The following is a 19,503-nucleotide window of genomic DNA, read 5'->3' on the forward strand; positions in this document are numbered from 1 at the left end:
CGGAGCACCGATACGAATACCCTGGGCCGCAAGGCCACCAAAACCACACATCCCCAACACCAGGGAAGGTAGTCACAAGATGGAACTCGAGAACACCTCCATCAGCCGCCGCAACCTGCTGCGCGGAGCCATCGCCACGGCGGCGCTGGTCCCGTTCGGCATGACGCTCGCATCGTGCGCAGCGCCCGGCGGCGGCAGCAGCGGCGGCGGCTCGACGGGCAAGGTCACCGCCGACAACCCGTTCGGCGTCGCAGCGAACTCCAAGGTCGACGCGGTCATCTTCAACGGCGGCTACGGCATCGACTACGTCGAGAACTCCGCGAAGATCATGGAGGGCAACAAGAAGCTCGACGGTGTGACCGTCAAGGTCTCGTCGTCCACCAAGATCGCGCAGGAGCTGCAGCCCCGCTTCGTGGGCGGCAACCCGCCGGACCTGATCGACAACTCGGGCGCGAACTCGATCGGCTGGAACACCATCCTCGACCAGCTCGAGGAGCTGGACGACGTGTTCGAGGCCAACAACCTCGAGGGCACGAAGATCGCAGACACCGTGTACGGCGGCGTCAAGGACCCCGGCACCTTCGACGGCAAGTTCAAGGCGCTGAACTACGTCATGACGATCTACGGCATCTGGTACTCCGGTTCGCTGTTCGAGAAGGAGGGCTTCCAGGTCCCGAAGACCTGGCAGGACCTGCCCGCACTCGGCGCCGCGGCCAAGGCCAAGGGCAAGTACCTGTTCCTCTGGGGCAAGGAGGCGGCGACGTACTACCAGACGCTCGTCATCGACTCCGCGGTCATCCAGTCGGGCGACGACGTGCGCCTGCCGCTGGAGAACCTCGACCCGAAGGCCTGGTCGCACCCGACCCTGCAGAGCATCCTGACGATCCTGTACGACCTGATCAAGGCGGGCTACATGAAGCCCGGCGGCGGCGGAACCCAGTTCACGCAGGCGCAGTCGCAGTGGAGCCTCGACCAGGCAGCGCTGCTCTACCCCTCGGGCTCGTGGATCGAGAACGAGATGAAGAAGCAGACCGCGCCCGACTTCAAGATGATGGGCATGACCGAGCTGCCGCTGGACGACAAGCAGACCACCCCGGCGGGCTTCGCGCGCGCCGAGGCGGGCGAGCCGTTCATCGTCCCGTCGAAGTCGAAGAACCCGGCCGGCGGCAAGGAGCTGCTGCGCACCATGCTGTCGAAGGAGTCCGCCACCGCGTTCGCGAAGAGCAAGTTCGCTCCGACGATCGTGAAGGGCACCGTCCCCGAGGACGGCTTCGGCTCGACCGCGCTTCAGTCGCAGGGCAAGATGCTGGAGGCTGCCGGCGACAACGTGTTCACGATCAAGTCGACCAACCTGTACGGCATGAACTCCGACCAGCTGCCGATCTGGAACTCGTTCCTGGCCGGCGGCATGACGGTCGCCGAGATCACCAAGCAGCTGCAGGCTCTGGTGGACAAGGTCGCGAACGACAGCTCCATCACGAAGATCGAGATCAAGTGAGCAATTCCACTCCCAGCGGTGGACCGGGCTTTCAGACAGCCGCGGTCACCGCAGCACGCACGGGGCGCCGCAAGGCGCCCCGTGCGGGGCTTCCGCGCAAACTGAACTGGGACTACGGCTCGTTCCTGCTGGTGTTCCTGGTCCTGCCCCTGGCGATCTTCCTGGTGTTCGTGATCTCCCCGTTCGTCCAGGCGCTGTACTACTCGATGACCAACTGGACCGGGTTCTCGCCGAACATGCAGTTCGTCGGCCTGCAGAACTTCGTCAAGCTGTTCCAGGACACCACCTTCCTGCAGGCGATGGGCAACAACATCCTGCTCGCCGTGGTGGTGCCCCTGATCACCATCGTCATCGCCCTCATCTTCGCGAGCATGATCACCGTCGGCGGCCCGAGCCACGGCAACGTCAGGGGCCTTCGCGGCTCGAGCTTCTATCGGGTGGTGTCGTTCTTCCCGTACGTCATCCCCGCCATCGTCATCGCGATCCTGTGGAGCATGATCTACGCTCCGACGGGTCTGCTCAACGGCGTCCTGAGTATCTTCGGCATCGACAACAACCAGTTCGCCTGGCTCGGCGAGGAGAGCACGGCCATGGGAGCGACGATCTTCGTGATCGTCTGGAGCATGGTCGGCTTCTACATGATCCTGTTCATCGCCGCCATCAAGGGCCTCCCGGGCGAGACCCTCGAGGCCGCCCGCATCGATGGCGCGGGGCGGTTCCGCACGGTCACCTCGATCCTGCTTCCGCAGATCCGCGACAACGTGCAGACCGCGTACATCTACCTGGGCATCATGGCGCTGGACGCCTTCGTCTACATGGCCGGTCTGAACTCCACCGGTGGCCCCTCGAACACGACGCTGGTGATGAGCCAGTACCTGTTCCGCACCGCGTTCGAGAAGGGCCAGTTCGGCCTCGCAACCGCCATGGGCGTCGTGCTCGCGGCGATCACCCTGCTGTTCGCCGCCGTCGTCATCGGCGTTTTCCGCCTCATCGGCGGCAAGGATGAAGGAGGACGCGCATGAGCACCGACACGCGCGCCGCTGTCACGATCGAGAAGGGCAAGCGCCCCGCTCCCCAGATCCGCGTGACGAAGTCGACCACGGGCGACAAGGTCGTCGGCGGCATCTCGCACGTCATCCTCGTGATCTGGTCGATCATCGTCATCCTGCCGATGATCTGGACCCTGATCGGATCGTTCAAGACCACGAAGGAGATCTTCGCCAGCCCGTTCGGGCTGCCCGCGAACTGGAACTTCGACAACTACATCAGCGCCTGGGTCGACAACAACTTCGGCGGGATGTTCGTGAACACGGTCATCGTCGTCGGCGTCTCGCTGGTCCTCGTGATGGTGCTCGGCGCCATGTGCGCGTACGTGCTGGCACGCTTCGAGATCCCCGGCAGCCGCATCATCTACTACCTGATGCTGGCGGGACTCACCTTCCCGGTGTTCCTCGCCATCGTTCCCCTGTTCTTCATCCTGCAGGGCATGGGGCTGCTGAACACGCTGCCTGGTCTGATTCTCACCTATGTCGCGTTCGCGCTGCCGTTCACGGTGTTCTTCCTGTTCTCGTTCTTCAAGTCACTGCCCTACGAGATCCAGGAAGCGGCCTACGTGGACGGCGCCAGCGAGTGGCGGACGTTCTTCCAGGTGATGCTGCCGATGGCAAAGCCCGGCATGGCCGCGATCGCGATCATGAACTTCCTGGGTCTGTGGAACCAGTTCCTGCTCCCGATCTCGCTGAACACGAACCAGGACAACTACGTGCTCTCGCAGGGCATGGCATCGTACGCGTCGTCGGCGGGCTACGCACTGGACTTCGGCCAGATGTTCGCCGCCGTCATGATCACGATCATCCCGGTGCTGATCGTCTACATCCTGTTCCAGCGCCAGCTGCAGGGCTCCGTGTCACAGGGCACGTCCAAGTAGTCGGCGGAGCGCTTATCCTCGGATCATGACTCCGCCATCCCGTCGTCCACGCATGTCGCTGCGTGGCGCGATCCTCATCGGCGCCGCCGTCCTCGTGACGGCGGCGTCGATCGGGTTCGGGATGCTTCGCACGCACGCTCCGGATCCAGTCGCACTGGGCGCATCATCCGGTGCGACGAGCGCCGAGGCTCCCGCTCCCCTGGTGCTGCCCGAGCACCCCCGCATCCTCGTCTTCGGCGACTCGTGGACGTACGGGTCTGCGGCCACGCCGCCCACCGACGGCTACGCCTACCGGCTCGCCGACCTCATGCACGGGACGACGATCGTCGACGGCGTGCGCGGCAGCGGCTACCTCAAGCCCGGTCTCGACGGACCGGCCTACGGACCGCGGATCGACCGGCTCGATCCGGCGCTGCGCCCCGACCTCGTCGTGATCGAGGGCTCGATCAACGACCGGCGGCTGCCGGCGGCCGGCTACCGCGCCGCGGTGGACGCCGCATGGAACAGACTCGCGGACATCTATCCGGATGCCGGGATCGTGGTGCTCGGCCCCGCACCGCAGGTGCTCCCCGTCGAGCAGGCCACCGCGCGCATCGATCGCGACCTGCAGCAGCTCGCCGCTCAGCGCGGCTGGTGGTACATCTCCCCGGTGCAGCAGAAGTGGATCACCCCGCAGAACTACGCCGGCCTCATCGACACCGGGATCGGACGGGATCACCCGTCGAACGCCGGACACCGGTACCTCGCCGAGAAGGTGGCGGCTGCGCTGAAGGAGATGGCGGGTGCGCCGGTGACCGTCGCCGTGGAGCCGGCGGAGACCGTGCAGCCGGTCGCCCCTGGCAAGTAGCCGACCCGGCCGCCAGGGGCGCAGAACGCCGAAAGGGCCGCCCTGACGGGCGGCCCTTTCGATGTTCGTGCCCCCGACAGGAATCGAACCTGCGACCTACGGTACCGGAAACCGGCGCTCTATCCGCTGAGCTACGGAGGCGAACCTGACGAGCCTATCAGCTACCGGACCGCCCTCATGCCGCGCGCTCCCGCGGCGGTGCTCCCAATACCCTCATAGGGTATGTCGCTACGGTCCTCATCATGCCCGTTCGCCGATACACTCCCGCCATCGTCTCCGCTGCTCTCGCGGCTCTGATCCTGACCGGGTGCGCGGCTCCGGCGCCGTCGCCGGACACCGCACCGGATGCCTCGGCGACGTCGTCCGAGCTGCTCGCAGAACACGACCTGGACGGTCTCGACGTTCGCGCCGTCATCGATCGCCTCGACGCGCTGCCGGTGGCGGAGCGGCCGGCCGACCTCATCGCGTCTGTGCGCCCCGACCGCGTGGAGTTCTCCGACCAGGCAGGACGGACGACGTCCCTGCCTCTCCCCGACGACCTCTTCTACACCTCGGTCGCCCCGTACACCGACCGCACCCACGAATGCTTCTTCCACAGCCTGACGACGTGTCTCGGCGAACTGCCGAACGCCGACGTCCGCGTGATCGTCACCGACGCGGACGGCGCCGTGCTGTCGGATGAGGCGCGCACCACGAACGACAACGGATTCGTCGGGCTCTGGCTGCCGCGCGGCATCCAGGGAACCATCACCGTCGAGCGCGACGGCCTTCGCGCGAGCCGGCCGTTCTCCACAGATGCGGACTCCCCCACCTGCCTGACCACGCTGCAGTTGACCTGAGCCGGTTCGAGCCGAACCCGCGCACCGGGTACCGTGGGCTCAGCACCTGCTGATCGAGAGGAATCCGATGTCGTACGCGCCACCCACCCCTCCCGGCTGGTATCCGGACGGCGCGCCCGGCATGCTGCGCTGGTGGGACGGAACGGCCTGGACGGCCAGCACGATGGCGATGCCCTCGCCGGCACCCGTAGCAACGCCTCAGCACTACCCGCAGGTGCCCGCAGGGACCCCGACGAACACCCCGTGGATCTGGGCCGTCGTGGCGGTGCCCCTGGCCGGCCTGGTGCTCACGATCGTGCAGCTGGTGCTCATGCAGCAGATGATGCAGCGGATGATGGCGACGTTCAACACGATGATGTACGACCCGTACGCCTCCGACCCGACGAACATGAACGGCTTGTTCGTGTGGACGAACGGCCTGATGACGATCACGATGCTGCTGTCGTTCGGCAGCCTGCTGCTCTACGGCGCCGGAGTCCTGTTCGCCTATCTCGATCACCGCGACCTCGGCCGGCTGGGGTACCAGCGCCGGTTCCACTGGGCCTGGAGCTTCGTCAACCCGGTGTACCCGATCGGCCGCTCGGTCGTCGTGCGCCGTCAGGCGGGCACCGGTCAGTGGCCGATGTGGGCCGCGATCGCGATCGCCGTCACATCAGTCCTCACTGCGATCATCTGGACGTCCGCCGTGCTCTCGTCGTTCTACGCACAGTTCTTCTCGACGGTCTCGCAGTTCTCCTGAGCCGGAGTCCGGCTCAGCCGAGCTTGTGCAGGGCGTCCTCCGCGGCGACCCAGGCGAGCATCGCGCACTTCACGCGGGCCACGTACTTCGACACCCCGCCGAGCGCTGCGGCGTCGCCGAGCAGCTCCGGGTCGGGTTCGATCTTCCCGCGCGACCGCATCGCCTCACGGAACGCGTCGATCCGATGCTCCGCCTCGGCCACCGGCATACCCTCGACGAGCTCGGCGAACAGCGAGGCGGACGCCTGCGAGATCGCGCACCCGTGGCCCTCCCAGGCGATCGCCTCGATCGTGCCGTCGGGGGCGGCGTGCACCTGCAGGGTGATCTCGTCACCGCACGTCGGGTTCAACTGGTGCGACTGCGCCGCGATGGCCGGGCGCAGACCGAAGCCGTAGGGCGCGCGGGAGTGGTCCATGATGAGCTCCTGGTAGAGCCCCTGCAGGTCGGACGAGGCCATCATGCCCTCCGGAAGAAGTCGATGGTGCGGGCGACGGCGTCGATCACCTGATCGACCTCGTCCCCCGTCGTGTACAGATACGTGCTCGCGCGCGTCGACGACGTCACGCCCAGTCGACGGTGCAGCGGCTGCGCGCAGTGGTGCCCCACCCGCACGGCGATGCCGGCGTCGTCGAGGAACTGCCCCACGTCGTGCGAATGGATGCCGGGGATGTCGAAGCTCGCGAGTCCCACCCGCGGCAGATCGATGCCGGCGCCGAGCACGCGGACACCGTCGATGGCGGACAGGCCCTGCACCAGTCGGGCGCCGAGCTCGGCCTCGTGCGCGGCGATCCGCGGCATCCCGACGGCCTGCAGGTACCGCACGGCCGCGGCGAGCGCGACCGCCTGCGAGACCCGCTGCGTGCCGGCTTCGAAGCGCTGCGGCGGCGGCAGGTACTCCGCCTCGGTGGTGGTGACGGTGGTGATCATCGAACCGCCGGTGAGGAACGGCGGCATGATCTCGAGCAGCTCGCGCCGTCCGTACAGCGCGCCGATGCCCGTCGGCCCGAGCATCTTGTGCCCGGAGAGCACGGCGAAGTCGACGTCGAGCGCGTGCACGTCCAGCGGCAGGTGCGGCGCCGACTGGCAGGCGTCCAGCAGCACGAGGGCTCCGACGGCGTGCGCGGCGGCGATCAGCCGCTCGACGGGGTTGATCACGCCCAGCACGTTCGAGACGTGCGTGACGGCGACCAGGCGGGTGCGCTCGCCGATCAGCTCGGCCGCGACGTCGAGCCGAAGGGCGCCGTCGTCGTCGAGCGGCACGACCCGCAGGGTCGCGCCGGTGCGCGCGGCGAGCTCCTGCCACGGGATGAGGTTGGCGTGGTGCTCCATCTCGGTGGTGACGATCTCATCACCGGGGCCGAGGCGAAGCCGGTCGGCCTCGGGGCCGCCGCGTCCTGCGGAGGCGTTCGAGAGCGAGTACGCGACGAGGTTCACGGCCTCGGTGGCGTTCGAGGTCCAGACCACCTCGTCCTCGTCCGCGCCGATGAACTCTGCGAGCGTCGCGCGGGCGTCCTCGAAGGCCACGGTCGCCTCGGCGGCGAGCGTGTGCGCCCCGCGGTGCACGGCGGCGTTCAGCGTCGTGGCGAACTCGCGTTCCGCGTCGAGCACGGCGAAGGGCCGTTGCGAGGTCGCCCCCGAGTCGAGGTAGACGAGCGGATGCCTGTTCACCTCGCTCTGCAGGATCGGGAAGTCCTCGCGCAGTCGGAGGACCTCCTGATCGGTCAGCGCGGCAGCGGTCGCGGTGCGGATGTCCATGCATCAATCCTCTCAGCCACCGGAGCACCCTGGGCCCGGTCAGAGCAGGAAGATCGGCAGCATCCCCGGATTGTGCGCATGCACGAGCACCGCGAACACGACGGCGTCGAACAGCAGATGCACGGTCACCACGTATGCGAGCGAGTGGGTGCGCAGGAAGATCCAGCCCTGCAGCAGCGCGAACGGGATCGTCAGCACGGGCCCCCACGCGCGGTAGCCCAGCTCCCAGAGGAACGAGACGAACACCACCGCCTGCAGCACGTTCGCGGTGGCGTCCGGCAGGTGCCGGCGCAACAGGGCGAACACCGTGCAGATGAAGAACAGCTCATCCCAGATGCCGACGGCGCCCACGCCGAGGAACAGACGCCCGATGAGCTCTGGACTGTCCACCACCGGCCAGTTCAGGTACACGCCGCTGGTGATGAAGTAGAACGGCAGGATCAGCCAGCCCAGCACGAGCACCGCGACGAGCCAGATCCACTGCCACGGCGCCCAGCGCCTACCCGTGCGCCAGGGGAACGAGATCGCCCTGTCCCGGAACACGAGGCGCGAGAGCAGGTAGGGCACGAGGACCGCGCCGCCGAGCGCCAGCGTGAAACGCAGCATCGCCCCGTCGTCGAGCTCCGCCGCGAGCGGGATCGAGTGCACGATCAGCATGCCGATCGCGATCAGAGCGAGGTCACGGGTCAGCGACGGCTCCGCGGCGACGAGACGGCCGCGCTCGATGAGCGCCGCGACGCCCACGCCGGCCACGAGGAGCGCCCAGCCGACGACGGCCCAGCCCAGCACGAAGAAGGCGGGGGCCGCCGCACACACGAGCGCGGCGGGTCCGAGGCTCTGCCAGGCGCTGCGCGTCACTGCACTCGTCGATACGCGAGGTCGCGGATGTCGCGGCCCTTGGCGATGCCCTTGCGCTCGAACGCGGTCATCACGCGACCGTCGAAGCGCTCGGCCCACTCCCCCTCGAAGGCGCGCTCGAACTCGGGTGCCTCGTCGAGCACCTCGCGCATCTGCAGCGCGTAGTCCTCCCAGTCGGTCGCGAGGCGCAGCATCCCGCCGTCGGCGAGAGCACGAGCGGCGGTCTTCGGGAAGCCGGGGCGCACCAGACGGCGCTTCGTGTGGCGCTTCTTGTGCCAGGGGTCGGGGAAGAAGATCCACACCTCGGATGCCGCGCCGGCGGGCAGGTACGAGGACAGCACCTCGGGCGCGTTCGCCTCGACCAGGCGCAGGTTGCGCGCACCGGCCTTGTCGGCGTCGAGCATCGTGCGGGCGAGCCCGGCGCGGAACACCTCGACGGCGAGGAAGTCGTCGTCAGGGCGGCTGGATGCCGCGTGCACGATCGCATGCCCCTGTCCGGAGCCGACCTCGACGATCAGGGACGCTTCGCGGCCGTACTCGGAGGCCGGGTCGAGCCGGGCCTCTGGATGCACCGAGGTCCAGGCGACGTCGCGGGGCACATCGAGCAGGTAGTGCGGAGCCAGCTCCTCGAACGCCCGCTCCTGGGCCTCCGACATGCGGCCGGAGCGGCGGACGAACGAGACCGGCTCATCGCGGAAGGTGCGGGGTTCTGGCATCCCTCCAGGGTAATCGGCTCGCTCGCCCCGCCGATCACCAGTTCGGAGTGACTCCTTCGACGTTGTCAGGCAGGCGCTTGCCCTGGGGCGTGTAGATGTAGGCGATGCCGTTGGTCGAGTTCTGCCACACCTTCTCGAAGTTCTCCCGGGTGTAGATGCTGCGCACGTTCTCGTTGCTGTTCGCCGCGGGGTCGTTCAGGATCGGATCGCCCTCGGCTGTGAAGCCGACGATGACCATGAGGTGACCGTCGGTGTCGTATCCGGCCTCAGGCATCTCCTCGAGATCCCAGGAGAGCGAGACGATCACCGGGATGCCCCGTGCGATGAACCGCTCCGCCTCAGCGAGCGAACGCAACCGGGTGACGAACGAGTCGAGCCCGAAGCGGTGCGCATACGCGGCGTTGAACGGCCAGTTGCCCGCGCCCTCATAGGTGTAGTCCCACGCGTGGATGGCGGCGTAGGCCACCTGCGGGTCCTGCGGAACACCCTCGATCGTCGCCAGCTCGCGCGTCGGCACCCGCTTGCCCCAGTAGTACTGCACCATGGCTGTCGAGGTGGGTGAGCACCAGACCTCTCCCCCGCCGCCGAACTCCGGGTACTCGCCGGAATGGATGTTCTGCGCGTACGGCGGCACGTCCAGTTCGACCTGCTTGCCGAGCGTGAACGCACTGGTCACGTCGTCCGATCCCTCGAGGTACTCGTTGGTGAGCGTGGTCACGGCCTCGACGCTGGGCCTCGCCCTCGAGCCCTCTGGTCGCAGCAGTCGCACCCGGGTCTGGAACGCCTCGGGTTCCTGACCTGTGCGCGCCGAGAACGTGTCTGTCCAGATGTTCGCATGCTCGTCGCCCTGGCCGTCGACCGAGGTGCGATGGATGTCGCCCTTGCCGAAGTCCGCGCCTGAGGTCCAGCGTCCCATCACGTACCACTTGGTCCAGGTGCCGTCGGTCAGTCGTCCGCGGAAGGATGACTCGACCCAGGTGCCCGTGGGCGTCGTCGCGTTCCACGAGACGATCGCCTCGTCGATCGAGTAGCCGGGGACGACGACCGGCGAGGTCCACGTGCCGTACTCGTAGGTGCGCTCGGCACCGTCGCCGAACGGATCGACGTACGTCAGCGTCGGCAGCCGGTGCGAGCGTGACGGCGGCAGCGTCACCCCGCTGTGCGGGGCCGGCCTCACGCCGTCGGAGGTTCCGTGGGCGAAGTCGCGCCTGGAGTCCCAGTGCGTCGACGTGATCATCTTCTGATGCGTATCATCGTCGCCCGCACTCGCGGATGCGACAGGTGCCAGGAGTCCGGCCATCAGTACGGCGATGGCGCCGACCGAGATCAGGTGGCGAAATTTCACGATTCTCTCCTCGGGGCAGGAACAGCTTGTGCCGATTCTGCCCTCGAATCCCTCTTGAGGGAAGACGAATCTCGTCGTGATCTTACGTTTCGTATCTTTGATGCGCTCCGGTCACTCGGTGACGAAGTCGATCAGCTCCTCGACCCGCCCGAGCAGCGAGGGCTCCAGATCGCGATAGGTCGACACCCGCGACAGGATGCGCTTCCAGGCGTGTGCGATGTCGGCCTGCGACTCGGCCGGCCAGCCGAAGGCGCGGCAGATGCCGGTCTTCCAGTCGGTGCCCTTCGGGATCACCGGCCAGGCGCGGATCCCCAGCGCGGCGGGCGTCACGCACTGCCAGACGTCGATGTACGGATGCCCGACGATCTTCAGGTGCGGACCGTGCGGTCCCCGCAGGATCTGCTCCACCATCCGGGTCTCCTTCGAGCCCGGGACCAGGTGGTCGACGAGCACGCCGTAGCGCCGCTGCGCTGTCGGCGGGGCCTCAGCGAGCAGCTCGTCGAGCAGGTCGATGCCCTGCAGGTACTCCACGACGACGCCCTCGTGTCGCAGGTCGTCGCCCCACACCTTCTCGACGAGCTCGGCGTCGTGCCGCCCCTCGACCAGGATGCGGCTGGGCAGCGCCGTCCGCGCCCTGCTGTCCGCCACGGCGAATGAGCCGGAGGCTGTGCGCTGCGGGCCGGAGGACTTCGCGGTCGGATGCACCAGACGCACCGGCTCGCCGTCGATGAGGAAGCCGGCGCCGAGCGGGAACATCCGCCGACGGCCCTTCCAGTCCTCCAGTTCGACCATGCCGGCCTCGATCCGGATCACCGCACCGCAGTACCCATCGTCGGCGACCTCGACGACCAGATCGACCTCGGCGGCGACGTCCGCGGACTTCTTGAACCCCTGCTCGCGCCAGCCCGCGGCGAGCACATCCGATCCGTACCGGTCTTCCATGCCTTCCAGGGTATGCGTCGCTCTGCCGCGCTCCGCGCAGGGCGAACGGCGATTGCGTCCCGCCGCTGTCGCCTGTCCTCGCCAGTGCATAGACTCGTGCCGTGGGGCATGCTCATCGGGGTGGAGGGAGCGGGATGCGGACTCGCTGGACGGTCGTGGTGGGTCTGCTGGTCGCGCTTCTGGGCTCGGGCCTCGCTGCCGGTGCGGCATCCGCGGCGGATCCAGGACCACTCGACCCCGGGGTCTACGTGACGGACACCAGTGGCGTCCTCACTCCCGCGCAGGAGAACGAGGCCGAGGCCCGGCTCACCGCGCTCGACGAGCAGACCGGTGTCGGGCTGTTCTTCGTCTTCGTGCCGGAGTTCACGAACCCGAGCATCGACACCGATTGGGTCGACCAGACCGCCGACGCCAACGGTCTCAGCGATCGTCAGTATCTGATCGGCATCGCCACTGACACGCGGGTGTTTGCGATGAACGGCCCCGAATCCGGAGGGGCCGTGTCTGTCGCCGACCGCGCCCGGGTCACCGACGCCATGCTTCCGGCACTGCGCCAGAGTGATTGGGCAGGGGCGATCGACGCGGCCGCTGCGGAGGTGCAGGACATCGTGGTCGACGGCCCGGCGCGCACCGCGCGGGGGTGGGCGATCTTCGGCGTGGTGGCCGTCGTCGCAGTCATCGTCCTCGTCATCGTGCTGCAGGTGCGTCGCAGCCGCAGGCGCGCGACGGAGAAGGCAGCCCGCGAGGCGGAGATCGCCGCGCTGTCGCATCAGGCGTCGATCGCCCTGGTGCGCACAGACGACGTCGTGAAGTCCAGCGAGCAGGAGATGGAGTATGCCAGGGCGCAGTTCGGCGACGACGCCATCGGCGAGTTCGTCGCGGCGCTGAAGACCGCTCGCACCAACCTCGACCAGGCGTTCTCGCTGCAGCAGAAGCTCGACGACGAGATCCCGGACACCGATCAGGAGCGCATCGTCTGGAACCAGAGCATCATCCAGCTGTGCTCCGAGTCGACCCAGTCGCTCGAGGAGCGCAAGGCTGCTTTCGACGAGCTCCGCGAGCTCGAGCAGAACGCCCCCGCGGCGCTGGAGAACGTGCGCCGGCTGCGCGCCGCGGCGGTTGCCGAGATCGACCGCGCCGACCAGATCTTCGCCGCGCTGGGCACGGTCTACGCGCCCGCGGCGATCTCCGCCGTCGCTGACAACACCGCTCAGGCTCGCTCGCGCATAGCGTTCACCGACGAACAGATCCAGGCCGCCGAGCAGCAGATGGCCGCGGGGAAGACCGGGGATGCCGCGGTGTCGATCCGCGCTGCGGAAGGCGCGGTCCAGCAGGCAACACAACTGGAAGATGCCGTCGAGCAGCTCTCGAACGACCTGAAGGCCGCAGACGAGCGCGGCGCGGCACTCGTCGCCGAACTGCAGAGCGATCTGCAGACCGCGCAGACCCTGCCCGACGCGCAGGGATTCGTCGCGCAGGCGATCGCCGCCACCTCCCAGCACCTGTCCGACGCGCAGCGTCTGCTCGGCGGCACCGGACGCAACCCCATTGACGCGCTGCGCGTGCTGGACGCCGCGAACGCTGTCATCGACCAGACCGTGCAGCAGGTGCGTGACGAGCAGGCCAAGATCGCACACGCCCGCAGCCTGCTCGGCGGTGCCCTGGAGCGTGCGGACGTGCAGATCTCCGCAGCGGAGAGTTTCATCCTCAACCGCCGAGGGGCGATCAGCTCCACCGCCCGCACCCGTCTCGCCGAGGCTCAGTCCAACCGCGACCAGGCGCGCCGCATGGCCGACGCCGACCCGCAGCAGGCCCTTGCGTACGCGCAGCACGCGGATCGGATGGCCGGTGAGGCATTGCGCCTCGCGCAGAACGACACCGGTTCGTGGGGCGGGGGCGGCGGCGGTGGCGGCAATGACACCCTCGGCGCCGTGCTCGGCGGCGTGCTCATCGGTCAGCTCCTCGGCGGCGGAAACCGTGGCGGTGGCGGCTGGGGCGGCGGCGGCTGGAGCAGTGGTGGAGGCGGAGGCGGCTTCTCCGCCGGCGGCTTCGGCGGCGGACGCTCCAGCTCCAGCGGAGGCCGCTTCTGAACCCGGATTGACCTCGATCTCGACTCACAGACCCTTCCGTATCGAAAGGAAACACACCATGGCCAAGGAATCCATCTTCGGGCGCATCTCGACACTGGTGAAGGCGAACATCAACTCGCTCCTCGACTCCGCCGAGGATCCGCAGAAGATGCTCGACCAGCTGGTGCGCGACTACACCAACAACATCGCGGACGCCGAGTCGGCGATCGCCGAGACCATCGGCAACCTGCGTCTGCTCGAACGCGATCACGAGGAGGACGTGCGCGCGGCCCAGGAGTGGGGCAACAAGGCCCTCGCCGCCAGCCGCAAGGCTGACGAGCTCCGCGGCGCCGGCAGCACCGCGGACGCCGACAAGTTCGACAGCCTCGCGAAGATCGCGCTGCAGCGTCAGATCAGCGAGGAGCGCGACGCCCGCGCCGCCGAGCCTCAGATCGCCGCGCAGACTGAGATCGTCGACAAGCTGAAGAACGGCTTGAACGGCATGAAGGACAAGCTCGAGCAGCTCAAGAACAAGCGCAGCGAGCTGCTCGCGCGCGCCAAGGTCGCCGAAGCGCAGAACAAGGTGCAGGACGCCGTCAAGCAGATCAACGTTCTCGACCCCACCAGCGAGCTCGGCCGGTTCGAGGACAAGATCCGTCGTCAGGAGGCGCTCGCCCAGGGCAAGGCCGAGATCGCGGCATCGACGCTCGATGCGCAGTTCGAAAGCCTCGAGGACCTCGGAGAGCTCACCGAGGTCGAGGCGCGTCTGGCCGAGCTGAAGGCCGGCGGTTCGCCGAAGCCGCAGGCGGCCATCGAGTCCGAGTGACACCCCGGGTGGGCGCTGCTGCAAGGCGGCGCCCACCCCGTCCCCCATCATCCCGACACCCCGACTGACATGACCGAATTCCTGATCGTCCCCCAGTGGCAGGGTTCGCCCTCCGCTCGGGCCATGCTCCTCACCGACGGCGCCGCCGCCATCGCCGGCGACCTGCCGCGCTCCTCCACCACGATGCTCGACGTGCCGCTCGAGGCCGGCGAATCACTCGGCAGCGGTGTGCATCGCCTGAGTTCGCTGCTGCGGGTGCGCACCGCCCTGCAGGACTCGTGGACCGAGGGCGCCGTCGTGATCGGCGGCGACTGCAGCGTCACCGTCGCGGCCCTCGCCGCTGCCGACACTTCGGACGTCGCCGTGCTGTGGTGCGACGCGCATCCCGATCTGCACTCCCCTGACACCTCGCCGTCCGGCGCATTCTCGGGCATGGCGCTGCGCGCTGTGCTCGGTGAGGGCGAGGCTCAGGTCGCGCTCTCCCCCGGCGTTCCCCGCGAACGCGTGGTGACCGTCGGCGTGCGTGCCATCGACGACGAGGAGGCGGGCGAGCACGAGCGCCTCACCTCGCTCACTCCCGAGGATCTCACCCGCGCGGATGCTGTGCTCGACGCCATCCGGGCCACCGGCGCCTCACGCGTCTGGGTGCACATCGACGTCGACGTCATCGACCCCGCTGAGTTCAGCGGGGTCTCCGAAGCCGCACCGTTCGGCGCCTCGGCCTCCGATCTGGTCACCGCGATCCGCCGGCTCCGCGAGGAGTTCCCGCTCGCCGGTGCGACGATCGCAGGCTTCGCCCCGCGCACGCCGACGGCCGCCGTCGACGATCTCGGCGCGATCCTGCGGCTGATCGGCGTCCTCGCGTGACGGACGACTGGCGCCCGGCCGCCGAAGCGGCCCTGGCCCGCGGTCGGCGGTTCGACCGCCGCATCCCCTCGCTCCTGCTGCGCTCACCGATCAGCCGCATCGGCTACTGGTGGGGCACCTCCGTCGGCTTCGTCTGGGGCTCGCTCTGGAGCACAGGTCCGGTCGAGCGACGCAACGGCCTGTGGGTGTTCCGCGGGCTGCCGAACTGGGCGTTCGCCCGCGGCGGGGTCTGTGTCGGCGGCTGCTACCTCACCGGCGAACGCCCGCCGAGCGAGGCGGTGCTGAAGCATGAGGCGGTGCACAAGGCGCAGTGGCTGCGGTACGGCTTCCTGATGCCGCTGCTGTATCTGTTCGCGGGGCGCGACGCGCTGCGCAACCGCTTCGAGATCGAGGCGGGCCTCGAGGACGGCGGATACGTGCGCCGTCAGCGCGTCAGCAGTCCGTAGCTCTCCGGTGTGCTGATCGCCGCGGCATCCATTCCGAGCGAATCGGTGAGGTGCTCGACGATGTCGGCCGTTCCGAGAAAGCCTCCGAGCAGGGTGACGCTCGTCTCGATCGCGTCGTCGCAGAGCATCTCGTCGGCCCATGCGCATGTGGCCCGGGCCAGTGCCTCGCCAGGAGCACACAGGCGCCCGGATCCCGTGGCACCGGTGCGGCTGCCGCGGGCGAGCCAGGTGACCGTCATGCGACCCGGCGCCGTGATGACGCCGATGTCGGAGACCTCGGGCACTTCGATGAAGATGCGACCGGACGCGCACAACGGGAGAGTCGCGATGAAGAGCTCGAGCTCGGCGAGCGAGTTCTCGTCGGCCGTCACGAGATGGTGCGAACGACGACGGGCCTCGCGGCGCTGAGAGCGCGTGCTGGTCGCGTCAAGGGAGGTTCGCATGATGCCTCCATCGTATCACCCAGCCAAGGCTTACCTAACCTCAGCCCGCCCCTCCTACTCGACGAGCGTGCGACCGAGTGCATCCAGCTCGGCATCGGTGAGCCCGCCCGCCCGCAGGTAGCCGACGATCGAGCCGTGCCTTCGCTCGATGCCGGCGAGGAGCTCCCGCATCACCGGCGCGGGCGATGCCGTCGCCAGGTCGATCGCGTTCCTGGCATCCGGATGCCGTGCCTGCAGGTACTGGACGACCGCCCTCGTGCGTGCCTGCGGCAGCTGCGAGGCGGTCAGCGCATAGTCGGCGATGATCTCGTCACGGTCAGCACCGACCGCCGAGAGCGCGAGGGCGACGGTGACCCCCGTGCGGTCCTTCCCGACGGTGCAGTGCACGAGCGTCGGTTCGCCTGCCGCGATCACGCGGATGGCGTCGATGAGACGCGGCGCCGCATCATCGACGAGGTGCTGGTACATACCGGCGAGGCTGAAGTCCTCGGCGAAGAAGGATGCCACAGACCCGAGGAACAGCGGCACCCGGGTGGTGGGCACGTCATGCAGCGCGGACGGCTCGGCGGACACCTCGGTGTCGTCGCGCAGGTCGACGACCCGGCGCACTCGGGCACGCAGCATCTCGTCGCCCTCCGCGGTGAGGTGAGCGAGGTGCCCTGAGCGGAACAGCACCCCGTCCCGCACCCGGGACGTCCCCGCGGAGATCCCGCCGACATCGCGGATGTTCGCGACGCCGGGAACCTGGAGGACACTCATGATTCCATCCTACGAAGACCGCGCCGTCGAGGCGCCGCTGCATAATGACAAGTATGTGCGCGACACCGCGCACACACAGCACGCAATACCCTCGCATTCGCTTGTCATATTGCACCGGCATTTCCGCGAGACCCTGTCCAGGAAGGAGAATACAGCGGTGGAGAATGACACCAGCGAGTTCCGCTACCTTCCCGGCCAGGCTGCCGCACTCGGCGTCCCCGCACCGAAGACCGAGCGACTCGCGCTTCACCTCCCGGACGGTCGCACCCTGAGCGCGATCCGCTACGGCGGGGGCAGCCCCGAAGTGACGCTGCTGCACGGCGCCGGCCTGAACGCGCACACCTGGGACACCACCGCCCTTCTCCTGCGACGCCCCGTCCTCGCGATCGACCTCGCCGGGCACGGCGACTCCTCCTGGCGCGACGATCTCGACTACACGCCGCAGACCCTCGCCGCCGATGTCGCCCTCGCCCTCGATGCCTGGACCGACGGCCCCCAGGTGCTCGTGGGCCAGTCCCTCGGGGGCCTGACCGCGGCATCCGTCGCCGCTGCCCACCCCGCATCCGTCCGAGACCTGATCATCGTCGACATCACGGCCGGTGTCCGGGGCGACGCCGCCCCCTCTGTGCTCGGCGAGTTCTATCGGCAGGCCGACTTCGCGTCGCTTGACGAGGCGGTGGATCGGGCGATGTCGTTCGGTTTCGGAAGCACCCGCGCCGAGACCGAGCGGGGTGTGTTCCTGAACACCCGTGTCCGTGCGGACGGACGCATCGAATGGAAGCACCACTTCGCGCACCTCGCCGGATCGGCACTCGCGACCACGCCGGATGCCGGTGCGGCCATCCTCGCGTCCGACCGCAGCTGGGCGGATCTCGCCGCCGTCACCGCACCGATCACTCTGGTCCGCGCGACCAGGGGCTACGTCGCCGACGACGACGCCTCCGAGTTCCGCACACGGCGTCCGGATGCCGCGATCCGCACCGTCGATGCGACCCACAACGTCCAGGAGACCGCACCCGCGGCCCTCGCCTCTCTCATCGCGGAATCGTTCGACGCCTCCCGACGTTGACCCTCCCGCACGCACACAGCACTGCCGTCTGAAAGGACCGCACATGTTCCGACGCCCCACCCGCCTCGCGCTGATCGGCGCGCTGACCGCCGTCGCGCTCGCACTCAGCGCGTGCACCGGCTCAGCGGAGCCGACGCCGACCTCCGTCGGCAAGCCCGACCCCGACGCCAGTCTGTCGGTCGGCCTGGTCCTGGAGCCGACCAACCTCGACATCCGGCACACGAGCGGCGCCGCACTCGAGCAGATCCTGTTCGACAACATCTACGAGGGCCTGGTCACGCGCACGCAGGACAACAAGATCGAGAAGCGCCTGGCCAGCGACTACGAGGTCTCCGCCGACGGCCTGACCTACACGTTCACGCTGAACGACGGCGTGACCTTCCACGACGGGACCGCGCTGACCTCGGCCGACGTCGTGTCGTCGTACAAGACGGTCCAGACCGACGAGAGCGTGCAGGGCCACGCAGACTTCGCGGGCGTCGCGTCGATCACCGCGACCGATCCGAAGACCGTGCAGATCGTGCTCACCGCGCCGAACCAGAACTTCCTGTTCGCGCTCACCGGCCGCGCCGGGCTGGTCTTCAAGACTGGTGACACCACCGATCTGAAGACGGCCGAGAACGGCACCGGTCCGTTCACGCTGGGCAGCTGGTCGAAGGGCGCGAGCATCACGTTCGAGCGCTCCGACACGTACTGGGGTGACAAGGCCGGCGTGAAGCAGGTCGTGTTCCACTACATCCCCGACTTCACCGCCGGCGTGAACGCCGCGATGGACGGCACGCTCGACGTGCTCACCGCCGTGGACCCGAACCTCGTCGACCAGCTCAAGGAGACCGGCGACTTCACTGTCACGACCGGCCGCACCACCGACAAGGGCACCCTGGCGTTCAACAACGCGAAGGCACCGCTGAACGACCAGAAGGTGCGCGAGGCGCTGCGCCTGGCCATCGATCACGACGCCCTCGTCGAGGCGGTGGGCGCCGGTCAGACGATGTACGGCCCGATCCCCGAGCTCGACCCCGGATACGAGGACCTCTCGAAGCTGGTCCCCTACGACCCGGCCAAGGCCAAGAAGCTGCTCGAGGAGGCCGGGCAGAAGGACCTCACCCTGACGCTGACGATTCCGACGTTCTACGGCACGACCGTGCCGCAGGTGCTGATCTCGGACTTCGCGAAGGTCGGCGTCACACTGAAGGTGAACCGCGTCGAGTTCCCGGCCTGGCTCGAGGACGTCTACACGAACCACGACTACGAGCTCAGCTTCGTGCTGCACGTGGAGCCGCGTGATTTCGGCAACTGGGCGAACCCGGACTACTACTTCGGCTACGACAACAAGCAGGTGCAGGAGCTGTACGCCGAGGCGATGGCCGAGATCGACCCCGACAAGTCGGCCGCGCTGCTCTCCCAGGCCGCCAAGATCGTCTCGGAGGACGACGCCGCGGACTGGCTGTACAACGGCGCGACCCTGACCGCGCTGCTGCCGATCGTGAAGGGCTTCCCGAAGGACTCGATCAACTCCCGGATCGACCTGCTCGGCGTCACCCGCGCAAAGGACTGA

The 19,503-nt window shown here is 68.3% G+C and carries 20 protein-coding genes and 1 tRNA gene; 12 read left to right on the top strand and 9 right to left on the bottom strand.

Going from position 1 to position 19,503, the window contains the following annotated elements; translation table 11 throughout:
- The first annotated feature begins 79 nt into the window (after positions 1-79).
- From ngcE to ACFVAE_RS04510, 4 genes are read left to right on the top strand one after another with little or no spacing between them, the layout of a single operon-like run.
- Positions 80-1,498, top strand: coding sequence for an N-acetylglucosamine/diacetylchitobiose ABC transporter substrate-binding protein (ngcE, locus tag ACFVAE_RS04495; RefSeq protein ID WP_378888360.1), 1,419 nt, complete (start codon positions 80-82; stop codon positions 1,496-1,498).
- On the top strand, positions 1,495-2,520 hold the full coding sequence (locus ACFVAE_RS04500) for a carbohydrate ABC transporter permease (RefSeq protein WP_378888363.1): 1,026 nt from the start codon (positions 1,495-1,497) through the stop codon (positions 2,518-2,520). Before ngcE ends, ACFVAE_RS04500 begins: the two co-directional genes overlap by 4 nt.
- Positions 2,517-3,425, top strand: a complete 909-nt coding sequence (locus ACFVAE_RS04505; RefSeq protein WP_378888366.1) for a carbohydrate ABC transporter permease — start codon at positions 2,517-2,519, stop codon at positions 3,423-3,425. Before ACFVAE_RS04500 ends, ACFVAE_RS04505 begins: the two co-directional genes overlap by 4 nt.
- Before the next feature lie 25 nt (positions 3,426-3,450).
- Positions 3,451-4,272 (top strand): SGNH/GDSL hydrolase family protein, encoded by an 822-nt coding sequence (locus tag ACFVAE_RS04510; protein ID WP_378888369.1) that lies wholly within the window; start codon positions 3,451-3,453, stop codon positions 4,270-4,272.
- Between the two features lie 68 nt (positions 4,273-4,340).
- On the opposite strand, the gene ACFVAE_RS04515 is transcribed toward ACFVAE_RS04510, so the two are convergent.
- Positions 4,341-4,413 (bottom strand) — tRNA-Arg (locus ACFVAE_RS04515).
- Between the two features lie 101 nt (positions 4,414-4,514).
- Here ACFVAE_RS04515 and ACFVAE_RS04520 point away from each other — a divergent pair.
- Together ACFVAE_RS04520 and ACFVAE_RS04525 are read left to right on the top strand one after the other, a co-directional pair.
- The gene (locus tag ACFVAE_RS04520; protein ID WP_378888372.1) at positions 4,515-5,111 is read left to right on the top strand and encodes a CueP family metal-binding protein; all 597 of its coding nucleotides are present in this window, start codon (positions 4,515-4,517) and stop codon (positions 5,109-5,111) included.
- A 67-nt stretch (positions 5,112-5,178) separates the two neighbouring features.
- Positions 5,179-5,850: a DUF2510 domain-containing protein gene (locus ACFVAE_RS04525; protein WP_378888375.1), complete on the top strand. Its 672-nt coding sequence runs from the start codon at positions 5,179-5,181 to the stop codon at positions 5,848-5,850.
- Between the two features lie 13 nt (positions 5,851-5,863).
- Here ACFVAE_RS04525 and sufU read toward each other — a convergent pair whose 3' ends face one another.
- The 6 genes from sufU to ACFVAE_RS04555 all read right to left on the bottom strand — a co-directional run bounded on the left by sufU (position 5,864) and on the right by ACFVAE_RS04555 (position 11,466).
- Positions 5,864-6,307 carry a Fe-S cluster assembly sulfur transfer protein SufU gene (gene sufU, locus ACFVAE_RS04530; protein WP_378888378.1) on the bottom strand — a complete coding sequence of 148 codons (444 nt, stop codon included), beginning with the start codon at positions 6,305-6,307 and terminating at the stop codon, positions 5,864-5,866.
- The gene (locus ACFVAE_RS04535) at positions 6,307-7,605 is read right to left on the bottom strand and encodes an aminotransferase class V-fold PLP-dependent enzyme (RefSeq protein ID WP_378888381.1); all 1,299 of its coding nucleotides are present in this window, start codon (positions 7,603-7,605) and stop codon (positions 6,307-6,309) included. The genes sufU and ACFVAE_RS04535 overlap by 1 nt, the downstream gene beginning before the upstream one ends.
- A gap of 39 nt (positions 7,606-7,644) precedes the next feature.
- Positions 7,645-8,463, bottom strand: a complete 819-nt coding sequence (locus ACFVAE_RS04540) for a CPBP family intramembrane glutamic endopeptidase (RefSeq protein ID WP_378888383.1) — start codon at positions 8,461-8,463, stop codon at positions 7,645-7,647.
- On the bottom strand, positions 8,460-9,179 hold the full coding sequence (gene trmB, locus ACFVAE_RS04545) for a tRNA (guanosine(46)-N7)-methyltransferase TrmB (RefSeq protein WP_378888385.1): 720 nt from the start codon (positions 9,177-9,179) through the stop codon (positions 8,460-8,462). The genes ACFVAE_RS04540 and trmB overlap by 4 nt, the downstream gene beginning before the upstream one ends.
- 34 nt (positions 9,180-9,213) lie before the next feature.
- On the bottom strand, positions 9,214-10,524 hold the full coding sequence (locus ACFVAE_RS04550; RefSeq protein ID WP_378888387.1) for a C39 family peptidase: 1,311 nt from the start codon (positions 10,522-10,524) through the stop codon (positions 9,214-9,216).
- Positions 10,525-10,635: 111 nt separating this feature from the next.
- Entirely contained in the window at positions 10,636-11,466 is an 831-nt protein-coding gene (locus ACFVAE_RS04555; RefSeq protein ID WP_378888389.1) for a DUF3097 domain-containing protein, read from the bottom strand.
- Between the two features lie 134 nt (positions 11,467-11,600).
- Here ACFVAE_RS04555 and ACFVAE_RS04560 point away from each other — a divergent pair, with 134 nt between their 5' ends.
- The 4 genes from ACFVAE_RS04560 to ACFVAE_RS04575 all read left to right on the top strand — a co-directional run bounded on the left by ACFVAE_RS04560 (position 11,601) and on the right by ACFVAE_RS04575 (position 15,674).
- Positions 11,601-13,556 carry a TPM domain-containing protein gene (locus ACFVAE_RS04560; RefSeq protein ID WP_378888392.1) on the top strand — a complete coding sequence of 652 codons (1,956 nt, stop codon included), beginning with the start codon at positions 11,601-11,603 and terminating at the stop codon, positions 13,554-13,556.
- A 58-nt stretch (positions 13,557-13,614) separates the two neighbouring features.
- Positions 13,615-14,361 (top strand): PspA/IM30 family protein, encoded by a 747-nt coding sequence (locus tag ACFVAE_RS04565; RefSeq protein ID WP_378888394.1) that lies wholly within the window; start codon positions 13,615-13,617, stop codon positions 14,359-14,361.
- A gap of 69 nt (positions 14,362-14,430) precedes the next feature.
- Entirely contained in the window at positions 14,431-15,228 is a 798-nt protein-coding gene (locus tag ACFVAE_RS04570; RefSeq protein WP_378888396.1) for an arginase family protein, read from the top strand.
- On the top strand, positions 15,225-15,674 hold the full coding sequence (locus ACFVAE_RS04575; RefSeq protein WP_378888398.1) for a Fe-S oxidoreductase: 450 nt from the start codon (positions 15,225-15,227) through the stop codon (positions 15,672-15,674). Before ACFVAE_RS04570 ends, ACFVAE_RS04575 begins: the two co-directional genes overlap by 4 nt.
- Here ACFVAE_RS04575 and ACFVAE_RS04580 read toward each other — a convergent pair.
- Positions 15,653-16,117, bottom strand: coding sequence for an SIP domain-containing protein (locus tag ACFVAE_RS04580; RefSeq protein WP_378888400.1), 465 nt, complete (start codon positions 16,115-16,117; stop codon positions 15,653-15,655). The two genes, ACFVAE_RS04575 and ACFVAE_RS04580, sit on opposite strands and share 22 nt — an antisense overlap.
- A 54-nt stretch (positions 16,118-16,171) precedes the next feature.
- Positions 16,172-16,876, bottom strand: a complete 705-nt coding sequence (locus ACFVAE_RS04585; protein WP_378888403.1) for a tyrosine-protein phosphatase — start codon at positions 16,874-16,876, stop codon at positions 16,172-16,174.
- Between the two features lie 157 nt (positions 16,877-17,033).
- Here ACFVAE_RS04585 and ACFVAE_RS04590 point away from each other — a divergent pair, with 157 nt between their 5' ends.
- Together ACFVAE_RS04590 and ACFVAE_RS04595 are read left to right on the top strand one after the other, a co-directional pair.
- A complete protein-coding gene (locus ACFVAE_RS04590; RefSeq protein WP_378888405.1) occupies positions 17,034-17,945 on the top strand; it encodes an alpha/beta fold hydrolase in 912 nt (303 codons plus the stop codon).
- 43 nt (positions 17,946-17,988) lie between these two features.
- On the top strand, positions 17,989-19,503 hold the full coding sequence (locus ACFVAE_RS04595) for an ABC transporter substrate-binding protein (RefSeq protein ID WP_378888408.1): 1,515 nt from the start codon (positions 17,989-17,991) through the stop codon (positions 19,501-19,503).

This window comes from Microbacterium sp. NPDC057659 (assembly GCF_042799915.1).
Classification (GTDB): domain Bacteria; phylum Actinomycetota; class Actinomycetes; order Actinomycetales; family Microbacteriaceae; genus Microbacterium.